Source organism: Parasutterella secunda, assembly GCF_016901835.1.
Lineage (GTDB): Bacteria > Pseudomonadota > Gammaproteobacteria > Burkholderiales > Burkholderiaceae_F > Aphodousia > Aphodousia faecavium.
This window is the reverse complement of the sequence record NZ_JACJKX010000008.1, coordinates 62,654-75,728: the sequence shown is the minus strand read 5'-3', so window position 1 is coordinate 75,728 and position 13,075 is coordinate 62,654. Positions and strand designations below refer to the sequence as shown.

Genomic DNA, 13,075 nt, shown 5'->3' with positions numbered 1-13,075 from the left:
TATAGGGAAAGCAAATGTCAACGCAAAAATCTTCGTCTCCCAAACGGTTTCCTAAGCGGAAAACTTTAGTGCTGGCACTGTCAGCAGTCATTCCATTGGTGGGTTTTAGCGCTCAGATTCAAGCGCAAGAATCTTCGGAAGTTGAAAAGCAATCTGATAAGTATCGTGCAGAGCCTGTCGTGGTAGTGGCCACTCGCACAGCGAAAACGCTAAACGAAGCGCCTTCTTCCGTGGAAGTGGTCACCTCTGAGACGATGGATAGAGAGGGCATCAGTACGATAGCGGAGTCTTTGCTTGACATCCCTAATGTTGATGTGGTTTCCCCGGAAAGTCCGGTGTACTCCAGTATTTCAATCCGCGGATCGGATAGAGACCAGATTACTTACTTGATTGATGGAGTTCGACAAGATAACTACACGATGAGCGGTAATCGTCCCGCCTTTATTTTCGTAGATCCAGAAATGGTTAAACAGGTTGAAGTGAGAAGAGGGGGCGGCAGTTCCTTGTACGGCAACGGCGGTATTGGCGGGACCTTGTCGGTCACAACAAAAACAGCACAAGACTTGTTAAAACCGGGTCAATCCTATGGCGCCAAGCTCAAAACCGGCTATAACAGCGCATCGCGGGAATGGAATCGATCCGCTTTTGTTTACGGTCAGCATGGTATCTACGATGCCGTTATTGGTTACTCAAGACGTGACGGTTCTAAGATTTCATTATCAAATACTGGTAGACGCTCAGCTACCGAAAGAGATTCACAATATGACGCTGTCATGGCTAAATTAACTGTTTCACCTAGTCAAGATAACCGTTTTACCTTTGGGTACTCGTACGATAAACCTCAACAATGGTCCGGTCCGGCCAATGACCGGATGTTTTATGAGCTTAAACAGCATCGGGTAACGGGCTCTTGGGATTATCGAAACGGGGATTGGATTGACCTTAAAGTAAATCTGCAATACTCCAAGATGGACAACTCTTACGATAACCGCACATACAATCCGGAAGCCTACTTTAGCGATGAATTTGAGTCCTATAGCGGTAATGTGCAGAACACATCCATTTTTGAGTTGGGCGGAACACACGTCTTAACCTATGGTTTTGATGTTTCCCAAACAAAACAGCATTCAAAAAATGCCTCTGGTCTCTCGGATGAAAGCCGTCCGGATTCTGAAGGACTGGATGCCGGGGTATTTATTCAGGATGAATATTCACTCAATGATTATTTAACGATCACGCCTGTTGTACGATTCTCTTATTATGATCGTACCCCCAAGAGCGGTCAAAAAGACAAGTACGGATTAGAAGGACAGACAGACTCCAAGGTTACGCCGGGGGTCACATTTACGGTCACGCCGACAGATGAATTATCCGTTTATTTCTCCGCACAGACAGGTTATCGTCCGCCGTTCCTTGATGAATTGTATACAGCCATGGATTATGCCGATTACGGCATGTACTCTGTGGTATTGCCTAATTCGAACGTCAAACCAGAAGAGTCATTGAATCTTGAATTGGGTGTGAATGGCGATTTTAAAAATGTATTTGCTCAAGAAGATAAGTTGAGCTTCAGAGCAAGTGTTTTTCGCGATAAGATCAAAAATCTCATTGTGGCAGGCTTGACCGGTGATATGGAAGTGACGCCGGGTGGAGATATGATTCTCTACTACTCCATTGACAATGTGGGTTCCGCTCTCAAAAAAGGTTTTGAACTATCGGCCGATTATTTGATCGGAAACTTTGACTTCCATGCCTCTTATGGTTATTTGCATGCAGAGGATGAGGATACAGGAGAAAAAATCGCAGGCATCACTCCTCAACAAGCCGCTTTCAGAGCGGGATATACGTATCATCCTTGGGATTTAAATGCATGGTACCGTTTGCGTGCTTACAAGGGTGGTAAGAGCAGTGAAGAAACTGTCTATGGCTCCGGAGAATATAAGGACTATGCCGGTTTTGCAACGCACTCCATTGGTGCTTCCTGGACTCCTGAAATTCCCGGTTTCGCGGATATTGCCATTAACTTCGCTGTGGATAATATCGGCAATAAGAAATACAGATATTTGAACGGCGGTTATGGTTATTCTCGTACTTATCGTACTTGGATTTCCGCTACATTCTAATTTCAAAATTGGGGGAAACTTTCTTTTCAGATAGTTTTCCCTCATCTTTCTGTTTAACGATCGGGTTGTTTGCAATTGTCTTTCGGTCTTAAATCGCTCCTGATTCATTGCTTTTTTAATCGGAAACAATGGCGATTATGGGCATTATTGTGTTTCGTAATCGGTGCATATGTTTTCAACATTAACTTAGCTATTGAACTCAATAACTGGAACGGTCGTTTTTACAATGCTCTGCAGGTAGTTGACAAAGAGGCGATTTATCGGGCACTTTTCGATTTTATTTGGCTGTGTGCGACGATTATTGTTGTTCTGGTAACCGCCAACTATGCTCAAAATCGTCTGGCATTGGCTGCTAGACGTGATCTTACGGCTATTTTTCTTAAGAACTGGCTTTCAAAAGAAGGAACGATCTACCACCTTCAACAATCAAGGACTGAACCGGATAATCCTGATCAACGTATTGCAGAAGATATTAAAGAACTAATCAATTTGTCATTGTCATTAGCAATCAGTTTATTTAATGCTCTGCTGACAATCGGCAGTTTTTCGGTCATCTTATGGAATCTTTCCGGATCTATTTCTGTGTTCGGCTACAAAATTCCCGGCTATATGTTTTGGGTGTGTCTGGTTTATACAGCATTGGAAACGCTTTTTACGCACTTAATTGGCCGAAAACTTAAAAATCTAAATTATGAAGGTCAAAGACGAGAGGCAGACTTCAGAGCGGCTTTGCTTGAAAAACGACGTTTTGCCCAAGCTGTAGCCGGAGCCCGGGCGGCAGAGGCTGACTGCGCACAGTTACAGCATCGTTTTACCGTCTTATTGAATGTCTTGATATCGTTGGTTAAAAAACGCAGAGACTTAGACTTCTTCTCCGTAGGCGTAGGTCAGGTAACACATCTGACTCCGATTTTTTTCTCTTTACCCAGTTTATTCACCGGCGTCATCCAGTTAGGCGGATTGATGCAAATTCGAAGTGCCTTTGTCGATGTTGCCCGTTCCCTGTCCTGGATTGCCATGTCTTATCCGGAATTAGCGCGTTTGGTTGCTGTTTACGAACGTCTAAATCAATTGCAAAATCGCATGCACGATGTTGAGCAAAGGGTAGAAGAAATAAACTCCAAATTCGATTGGAAAAACAACGAAGGTTTGTCTGTCGATATTAAATTGCCCATTATTGGAAAATGTTTGGCCTATGTTCATATGAGCATCCCATCAGGTACCCTAGCTATTCTTAGCGGTCCATCGGGTAGTGGAAAAAGCACTTTGATCAAAACCATAGCGGGCTTTAATAAGTCCTTTACCGGTCAAATCCGGTCTTCGGAAAATTATCTTTGGATTTCTCAATTGGGGTATATGTTTCATGGCTCCTTACGGGCCAATTTATCTTATCCGTTATTGCCTGAAACTTTAAATAACGATTTAGCCAAGAAAATTCTCAATCGGGTTGGATTAGCTAATTTGTTTAACCAGATTGACGAGACCGATGATTGGACATCCAGACTCAGTAACGGAGAGCAGCAACGGATAATGCTCGCCAGAGCATTGATCGCGAAGCCTAAGGTTCTCTTGTTGGACGAAACCACGTCTGCTTTAGATGATCTCTCTGCCCAACAAATGCTCGATTGCATAAAAACCGATTTGCCTCAGACTTCGGTCATATTGGTCACTCATCAACAGCAATTAAAAAACAAAGCCGATTTAATTTTTGAAATGGAACAATTTTATGTCTCAGATTCCAAACTTCTACATCCCGTTCCCTCGTTATGAAAATGCTGTGTTCATTGGGGATACGGCTATTGAGACTTTGTCATCGATGAAAATTTATGCCAAAGGCTTAATTGGATCCGATATTCCTAATATGCACACCTATCATCCATATGAGAAACACTTGGAATGTACGGCTTGTGTACTCAATGACAGAAGAATTTTGACAAAAGCTTTGGAAAAGCAATCAATGGACTATGTTCTGCTCGAAGACAACGGGCGCCCAGAATTAAATCCGGTTGTTTTAAAGACTGGACTTCAAGAAATTGGCATTAAAACCTTGGTCTTAGATGTTACCGGCAGTCCCCAAGAGATTTTACAGAGAGCAGGGGAATTGTTTGGCGAACAAGCCCGTGCCCGGAGAGCTATTAAACTCTTTGATGAAAAATATCGATTGATTAATGACCGGCTATGCACACCAATCAGAAAAGCACTGATTCTCTTATCAGTCCGACACCCATTTACCGATGAACTTTACCATTTTGCACTTTCTGCTCAATCAGAACTTAGTCAGTTTATCGTTCCGCTAAACGTAAAAAATGTGCTTACCGATGACAGGCCATCAAGTCCAATGCAAGGGGTAATTGATTTTGATGAGATATCTTCGCAAACATTAACGAACTTAAATCCGGATTTTATTGCTTTGTGCGGTGACGCCTCTGGTGGCATGTTGGCGTTAAATCAAAGAATTCATCGAGAGGGTTTCTATTGCCAAGCTATCCGAAATATGAACATATTCTCTCTACCCTATTATTGCGATGCGATGAAGTGCCAACAACCGTGGATTATGCAAAAATGGATTGAGTGCCTTGATCCTAAGAATTAAAGGAAACAGACTGTTGAAATTATTATTTTGAACAATCTCACTGTTACAGCTGACGGGATTGGAGCCAAGGCTCCGAGTGCACCAACGGCCACCTCTCCCAACCAATCCGCTACCTCACAATCACCCAGTGCTGGGTTATCTAAAGTTCGGTCGTCAGCTAGAGTCAGTGTATCAAAAGTTATCAGAAGTAGATATTTGGAGCAAAAGAAAACCCGCCGTGTTACTAACCAGCGACTTTGAGACTGGTTTGTTTCAGCGATTTTGAGACAAATTTCCGTACTATTTCGACTCCTTTCGTTTCTCCAAAGAAGGGATGTACTTCGTGTTTCGCAATAAAAAGGAGTCAAGTCTCATAATACCTGTTCTTGAGCAACTCAATAATGGTTCACTACATTTGGCTCAGGCATAAATGTTGTTATCAATCAGCATAGCCACTTTGTATCGTTAACTACGGTCTTTTCGACTCAAAAATTTCAATTTTTTTAACCCATAAAAATAAAGACAGAGCACATCGCGACAAATTCCCTGCTGAGTTTAAGAGTAGGGGTATTAAGGACATTAAAAAGCGCAACAGAGATTTTCAACTAGCAATATCTACAACGTGATGGGTTATGTCTAAATCGCCCACGCTCCAGTTTCACTCTCTACAACGGTGAAGACACCGCTTGGAATAGTTTATTTGGATTGATGACAGCTCTCATCGTTGGTTTGGGGACGATGGTCCAAAAGTTCGTTTGTTTAGATTTATAGACAATGTCATTGGAGAGATCACATTAGTTCGATAGTTCAGTCGGTGACCAGATCTGGAGATGGGTAGGGTATTGCAGTACTGCTCAACAATTTTTTTAGTTAATGTAACAGCTTTTTTAGGCATAATTTTTCCCGATGAATAGTCTACTTAGTCCTGTTTGGAATTTAGCAGTGTTTGAGACAGGTGCTATTAACGGTTGGGACAAGGTGAAAATTACGCATTGGGACAATTCAATTACGGCGCTGTGATGTGTTTGTTTTTCCCGAGCCTTGCGCGAGCTCGTGAGCAGAGTTATCCACAATTCACCGCAGCGCTCATCCTCAATAATGGGCCGTACCAAGGTGAATTTGTGGGTAACTCGTCACAGACTTAATTATTTGTTTTTATCAATGGCTCCGTATTTTTCCAAAGACCTCATTGAAATGCCTGTCATTTCAATTCTGTGAGCATTTCGTACAAGGCGATCGAGAATAGAATCAGAGTAAGTTGGATCTTGGATATATTCAGCCCAGGCTTTGACCGGCATCACACTGGTAATCATCGTGCTGCCATTTCCGCACCGACTCTCTATTATTTCAAGTAAGTCGGAGCGATTAATGGCATCCAATTGCCCAAAGCCCCAATCGTCAAGGACCAACAAGTCTATACGTCCGAGTTCTCGCATTTTTCGGCGTGTTTCACTTTCCAAATCACGATTTTTACTGAGTTCTTTCAGCAAAAGAGGCAATCGGTAAAATCGCGCTGTTAGTCCTGCTCGACAAGCAGCATTTGTTAACGCTCCGGCTATCCAGGTTTTACCGCAACCTGTTTTGCCGGTGATGATGCAGTTTTGATGTTTACGTATCCAATCGCAAGAACCAAGTTGCGAGAGTTTCGCTTTATTGAGACCTCGATCGATTGAATAATCAATCCCGCTCATGCAAGCATCACGGTATCGGCAATTAGCTTGTTTGATCCGCCTATTTAGAGCACTTTCATCTCGTCTAGCTATTTCTGCTTCAAACAGGTGTTTCAACAAATCCATGTGTGACATCGATGAGGTTTCTACATCGTCAAGCATCTCTTGAGCATGTTCGTACATGGCGGCTAATTTCAGTCGCAGAAACATGGGTTTTAATTCTTCAATAGTTGTGGTCATAGGTGGGTTCCCTTTATTCATAGTCGTTTCTGACGTTTTCGTGGGCCGCAGTCAGGTATTGTGGGTCGGGTTCTGAGTAGTTCATTTCCCGATTGTGACGTTCAGCAAATGCAAATTTTTCACACCAAGCTTTAACGTTGTGATATCGGATTTCTCCAATCTCCAGCGATCGATCTAGAGCCTGAGTAAGTTCATGAGCCGTATAGGTCTTAAGTAATTTAAAAATGGCACCACTGATGCGTGCCCCGGAAAACTCACTGTGTGACCAAAGTGATTCAATGAATCGAAGAGCTAAAGTCCGTGGTATTCCACGATTGGCGAAAGCATTTATCCAGTCCTGTTTAGAGCGTCGATAATGTTTTTCCTCATCAGTCAAGTGTTCAGGTAGTAAATGAGTTTTGGAGCCATTCATGTTGTAGCAACGAACATGCACTCCAACGACTTCTGTTGTGTCATTGTCGTAAATTTCGAGTTTATCTCTGCAAAGCCGAACACAAACTTTTTTATGAGTGTACTGAGCCGGAACGCTGTAACGATGACCTCCATCACAATGAAGACGGATGCAATGAGCTTTATCAACCGTCAATATTCTCCAATCGGATCTTTCATATTTTTGCTGAGGCAGCGGTTGAAGAAGATGCTTTTCATCGGTTAAAAAACGACTCATGCGAGAGCCATTCAAACCGTAACGTCGGAATGGTTGACGGTTGATTTCATCGACTTTTTGACGAATCAGTTCATTAAGATCATCCAAATCTCGAGCAAGAGGATAACCATCCAAACTCAGGGCAGCAATAATCCAACGCTCAGAATCGTTGACTGCTGCTTCAACACGGTTCTTTTCCTGAGGTTTGGCTGGTTTACAGGACCAAGGCTGCATTCGGTAATAGTGGCATAGTGAGTCGATTGCTATCTGAGGAATACCTTCTCTCCAGTCTGTTTTTTTGATTAATGCCTTGGCATTGTCCATGACTAGAACGAAGGGGCTGCCTCCAAAGTATTCCAAGGCATCAGTGATACCGTCAATCCAGCTGTTTTGTCTTTCATTATCAAATGCCTCTGCAAAAAGCATACAACTGTAAGGTAAAGAAGCGACAAAAAGTTTTGAAGAATGAATTTCTCCATAGGGATCAACCCATTGCAATTTGTCCCCGGCGAAATCGATTTCAAGTTTTTCAGCCGGTCTATTGTCAACGTTTCCTCCTATCGAAGTGATACCGTTGCGTTGCTTCCATTCGTTATACCGACGGCAAAATGAAGAGTAGGTATAAATTTCTCCTAACCCCTCAGAACACTGAGCGTAATCCTGATACAGAAGAATGAGTGTGACCGATTTTTGTTGAAGTTTTTTGTGGATACGAGACCAATCCGGTTCAATTTGTGATGAAGATTGAGGAACATAAAAGAACGCTTTTAACTCTTCGTCACTCATCTTCAGTGCATCTTGAGTAGAAAGCCCATTTTGACTTAAACGCTCGGAGATACGGGCGATGGTACTTTTTGAGGAACCGTAAAGGTTTTGGATTTTTCGATAACTCAGGCCCTGTTGCAGACCGTTCAGGATATCGGTAATGATATGAATTGGTACAGGTTTCATTTAAGGCTCTCCTTTAAAAATTAGCCTTAAATGATTATCAACTTGCTATGAATTTATTGTCCCAATGTGTAGGAATTTCTTTTTTCGACTACTGTCCCAATCTCTAATAATTCAGGTGTCCCGATGTGTGCGAGCGCCTGTCCCACGACTTAATATATTCCACTGTTTTATCATCGTTATAAACTGCTATCCAGACTACTAACGCTACTTGTTTTTTGCTGATTCAACTTAGATGAAGTTTTTGCTTAATTTTTATAACTAGTTGAAAAACAAATGAAAAATATTTTTACCTTTTTCAAGTTAGTAGCACTTAAAAGTTTCGCCATTTCTTTTTTCTGCAAACAACTTTTCTTAGAAGGCCTTTCCGCGTTGATCCGCGTACAAAATCGGTTCTTCAATAACGAGGCATACTCTGAAGTGAGTTCCTGTTTCAGAATCCAACAGTTGTAATTTCCAACCGCATCGGTCGCAAATGCGTTTGGCAATAGACAGTCCCATGCCGCTGCCGGGTGCTTTATTGGTAGCACGGACTTTAGGCATAAAGACTTTATCGTGCATTTCTTTCGGGATACCGATACCGGTGTCAATCACTTCAAAGCCGTCAGCGAGTTCCCGGACAATTACTTCACCCGATTCTGTATAAAGAATCGCGTTTTTAACGAGATTATTAACCACTGTGCTCAAAAGAACAGGGGAGTAGTGGCCTGGGCAGGTGGCTGCACTTTGAACACTGAGGCGCAATTTTTTAGCCTCTGCTGTCTTTTTCAAATTGTCGGCAATCTCACCGATGACATCATAAACGCGGTCGGTGTTGGAACTTTTTTGAAAATCGTCCCCACGGGCCAGTTGCAAAAAGACAGCTAAAAGCTCTTCGATGGATTTGGCGGCTTTGAGAATTTTTCCGACCTGTTCATTTTGTTTATCCGTCAAAGGGTAGAGCTGCATCAGTTCGGCAGTGGTTTCGATAACGGTAAGCGGGGTTCTCAGCTCATGGCTGATATCAGAAGTGAAAAGTTTTTCACGGCTCAGTGCTTCGTGGAAACGCTTGAGTGCCCGGTCACAGATTTTTGCGAGCTCACCGATTTCGTCGTCGGTAATTTCACTTGCTAACGACCGATATTGCTGAGATTCTGCCATTTGACGCACTTCGTTTGAGAGGCTTTCAATCGGCGCCATGATCTTTTTACGAATCCACCAATAGCCGAATCCCAAGCAGAATAGGAAAATAAGCGTTGCGCAACCGGCGATCAAAATCTTGAATATTTGTTCGCTGCGCTCGAAATCGTATTGATCTCGAATCAAAACATAGGAGTGACCGTTTACAGTGATTTTGTAAAGAAAGGCGAAATCTCGACTGTTGACTATTTCCTGATAACCGTCAGGGACTAGGGTGTACTGCTCAGGGATTGGCTTTAATTGAGGGGCATTGCCGTAAAACTGCATAGAATTCGGTAAAGCAACATCCTCACCCGCCTCAATTTCACTGACAAGAATACTGAGCTCATCTTTGAGGATATCACTCACAAGGTTATCTTCCATAAGCTCTGTGGACTCGTGCATGGCAACGGAGAACAAACCGATAATCAAAATGGTTTGTGCCATCCAACCCAGAAGAATGCGCTGAGCTAATCCGAAACGTTTGAGAATTTTCATTTTTTGCCTTAACTGAGTGACCAACCAAGCCCCGGGTGAGTTTTTATCAAAGCGGTGTCAAACGGTTTATCTACCGCACGGCGCAAGAGATAGAGATTGGCTCGAAGACTGTCAGAGTCGGGTGGTGACCCGTTCCAAACGACTGTTTCCAAGCGTGAACGACTGACAACGGCAGGGCTTTTTGTCATCAGTTCCCTGAGAATGGACAAACACGTGGGGTTGAGCTTAATGGGTGTTTCGCCCCGTGAAACCTGAAGGGTTTTGAGGTTAAAAACGAGGTCGGCAACCTGAAGGACATCTTTTTGATCGCCGTAACTACGTCGCAACAATGCTTCAACGCGTGCAGCAAGTTCTTTTAACGCAAAAGGTTTGATCAGATAGTCGTCAGCGCCTACTTCCAATCCTCTCACCCGATCATCAATACTGTCACGTGCCGTAAGCATCAAAATCGGAATCTTATTGCCATCCCGGCGCAGCAGCTGACAGATAGACAAACCGTCGATTAAAGGCAAACCGATATCGAGTACACACAGACTGTAAGAGCCCGATTTCAACCGGTCAAGTGCATCGGCCCCGTTAAGAGCCGTTTCAACGGTAAAACCCTTGATGACCAGATAATCACGAACGTTGTAGAGAATATCGACATTGTCATCAACAACTAATATGGGTAAAGACACTGCGACCTCACATTTGAAATGACTTTTCTGTCATTGAGTCTGCACTTCAGAAAGAATGCTTGCAACCAACTTAAAAGCAAATATCCCGTTGATTGATGGCCATCAACCGATTTGACGGGATTTTGACACCATTTTAACGCTGATTTGTCTAGTGATGCCCGATAGTTTTAACTGTGTATTTTTCATTAAATTCAGTAGAAACATGAATTCAGAAGTTCGCTCTTACAATCCGTGGATCTGGTTGATTCTGCCGCTTTGGTGTTTGGCGTTTTTAGTTCTTTTTCCGCCGCATCAGTTTGACGTAGCTGTCAGCCGCTTATTATGGATTGACGGGAATTGGTCTTGGCACGGTAACACTTTTTTTTCCCAAGTGTTGCACAAAGGAGCCAAGGCCGTTCCCATTGCGATTGCGCTTTACGTCATCTATCGCATGATCCGTTTGTGGGTGCAGAAGGCGGAAAACAATTGGCAGGAGAAATTCGTTCGCTATAGCTATATCTTTTTCGCTATGCTCGTGAGCGTTATCTTGTGTTGGTGGTTCAAAAAAACAACGGGGGTGAGTTGTCCTTGGAATGTAGTGGAATTCGACGGCACAAGAGCCATCGCGGATCCGGACTGGTCTATTGTTACTAGACAGGGCAACTGTTGGCCGGGTGGACATGTAGGAACCGGTTTTTGCCTCTTTGCTCTGTATTTTGCTTTGCGAGATCGCTTTAAAGCCGCTTCGCATTGGGTGCTGGCAGCTGTGCTGGTATTCGGATTGATTTGTTCGGCTGCTCGAACGATGCAAGGAGCGCATTTTGTCTCGCACAATGTGGTCACCATGCTGATTGACTGGATCGTTTGTGCGACGATCTATGTTTTGGTTTATGACAGAAAAAATATTTTCCTGCGTTTTAAAAATATCAAACCTGCCGCAACTTATGCCCACACACTTATCGGTACGGCTTTATTTTGGACGCTTTACCTCGATGTGCCGTTTTGGCGAGCTCTTTTTGTGTCCGCCGGTAGTGACCCTCAAGTCATTTCTCAGACACTCTTTTTAGCCGCTGTGCTCGCTTTAAGTTTTTTCTTCGTGGCTTTGGCTGTGATTGAATTGTTAGGGCTTTTGCCGAGAAGACTTTTTCAACTCATGCTGATTATTTTGGGCTTATCCGGTGTGACGGCATTGATTGCCTCACTTTTATACGGCACGACGATGACGCCCGATATGCTTCGCAATTTCTTGCAGACCGATGCTCGCGAAGCCTCGATGTATTTTTCAGTTTCAACCGTTCTTTTATTTGTTTTCCTTTTTGCACCGGTGTTGCTTTTAATTACGACGGCAGATCGTGGCAAGGTACTTTTAGCCGAGCGCTTTAAGCGATTAGGCCTGTCGGCGTTGTTTTTGTTGATCGGTGTATTGATTTTGGTGAGCCAATTGCAGCCCTTTTCGGCTCTCATGCGAAATGATAAGAGCCTGCGTTACATGATTGCGCCCTTTAACACGGTTTATTCGACAGCTTCGACTCTGCTCAGAGATCAGAATACCGATGCCAAACGCGTTCGCGTGGTAGTGGATCCTAATCCTCATGCGAGTGTGAGCCCTGCTCGTGCAACGCTTTTTGTGTTGGTGATCGGTGAGACTGCGCGCTCGGCCAATTGGCAATTAGCCGGTTACGACAAGCCTACCAATCCCATGCTCTCCACGATGGATATTCTCAATATTCCGAAAGTTGAAGCTTGCGGCACGAGTACGGACGTGTCGTTACCTTGCATGTTAAGTCGTGTGGGTCGAAGAGATTATGACCGTGATCGCATTTTGTCCGAAGAAGCCCTGCCGTCGCTCTTGCAACGCTCTGGGCTGAATGTGACCTGGATTGACAACCAATCCGGCAGCAAAGGAACTAGCGATGGGGTGAAAACCATCCGTTTATCGGATGACAAAGCGCTTTGCGGGGGCAATGAATGCAAGGACATGGCCTTTGTTGAAGATCTGAAGAAGCGGCTCAAAACGATCCGTCCGGGTGACCGTCAGGTTTTGATTTTGCACCAGATGGGCTCGCACGGCCCCGCCTATGATCTTCGCTCTGACGACAGCGATAAGGTGTTCGGCAAGGTCTGCACGGATCCGAGTTTCAGAAGCTGCAGCGCAGAAGAAATTGTCAGTGCCTATGACGCCAGTATTCGTTATACCGATCGGGTACTTGCCGGTTTAATTAATGAAATGAAAGCTCACTCAGAGGTCAATACAGCATTTATATACATATCCGATCACGGTGAAAGTTTGGGTGAAAACGGACTCTTTTTGCATGGAGCGCCGTACCAGATTTCGCCTGACGTACAGAAAGTGGTACCGATGGTAATGTGGTTGTCCTCGGGCTTTAAGATTGACTACGGTGTCTCTGAAGAAGCTCTGCAAAAGAATGTGACCTCACAAACCGTCACACATGACCATCTTTATCACACTGTGCTCGGTCTACTGAAGGTGAAGTCTTCGACCTATGAAGCACAGTGGGATTTATCCGCACAGGAGAGAAGATAGGCATCCGTATTTTCTCCTT

Annotated in this window: 8 protein-coding genes; 4 read left to right on the top strand and 4 right to left on the bottom strand. The window is 43.9% G+C overall.

The window, feature by feature from the left end; genetic code table 11:
• Window positions 1-14: 14 nt before the first annotated feature.
• The 3 genes from H5985_RS05570 to H5985_RS05560 all read left to right on the top strand — a co-directional run bounded on the left by H5985_RS05570 (window position 15) and on the right by H5985_RS05560 (window position 4,716).
• Window positions 15-2,123 (top strand): TonB-dependent receptor domain-containing protein, encoded by a 2,109-nt coding sequence (locus H5985_RS05570; protein ID WP_205050326.1) that lies wholly within the window; start codon window positions 15-17, stop codon window positions 2,121-2,123.
• Window positions 2,124-2,192: 69 nt separating this feature from the next.
• Window positions 2,193-3,893 (top strand): ABC transporter ATP-binding protein/permease, encoded by a 1,701-nt coding sequence (locus H5985_RS05565; RefSeq protein WP_205050325.1) that lies wholly within the window; start codon window positions 2,193-2,195, stop codon window positions 3,891-3,893.
• Window positions 3,850-4,716: a substrate-binding domain-containing protein gene (locus H5985_RS05560; RefSeq protein ID WP_205050324.1), complete on the top strand. Its 867-nt coding sequence runs from the start codon at window positions 3,850-3,852 to the stop codon at window positions 4,714-4,716. Before H5985_RS05565 ends, H5985_RS05560 begins: the two co-directional genes overlap by 44 nt.
• 1,124 nt (window positions 4,717-5,840) lie before the next feature.
• Here H5985_RS05560 and istB read toward each other — a convergent pair.
• From istB to H5985_RS09595, 4 genes are all read right to left on the bottom strand, one after another.
• Window positions 5,841-6,605 carry an IS21-like element helper ATPase IstB gene (istB, locus tag H5985_RS05555; RefSeq protein WP_205050323.1) on the bottom strand — a complete coding sequence of 255 codons (765 nt, stop codon included), beginning with the start codon at window positions 6,603-6,605 and terminating at the stop codon, window positions 5,841-5,843.
• A 13-nt stretch (window positions 6,606-6,618) separates the two neighbouring features.
• The gene (gene istA, locus H5985_RS05550) at window positions 6,619-8,202 is read right to left on the bottom strand and encodes an IS21 family transposase (RefSeq protein ID WP_205050322.1); all 1,584 of its coding nucleotides are present in this window, start codon (window positions 8,200-8,202) and stop codon (window positions 6,619-6,621) included.
• Window positions 8,203-8,553: 351 nt separating this feature from the next.
• Entirely contained in the window at window positions 8,554-9,855 is a 1,302-nt protein-coding gene (locus H5985_RS05545) for a sensor histidine kinase (RefSeq protein ID WP_205050321.1), read from the bottom strand.
• A gap of 8 nt (window positions 9,856-9,863) precedes the next feature.
• On the bottom strand, window positions 9,864-10,532 hold the full coding sequence (locus H5985_RS09595) for a response regulator (RefSeq protein WP_205050320.1): 669 nt from the start codon (window positions 10,530-10,532) through the stop codon (window positions 9,864-9,866).
• Between the two features lie 202 nt (window positions 10,533-10,734).
• On the opposite strand from H5985_RS09595, the gene H5985_RS05535 reads away from it, so the two are divergent.
• Window positions 10,735-13,056 (top strand): sulfatase-like hydrolase/transferase, encoded by a 2,322-nt coding sequence (locus H5985_RS05535; protein ID WP_205050319.1) that lies wholly within the window; start codon window positions 10,735-10,737, stop codon window positions 13,054-13,056.
• Window positions 13,057-13,075 lie beyond the last annotated feature (19 nt).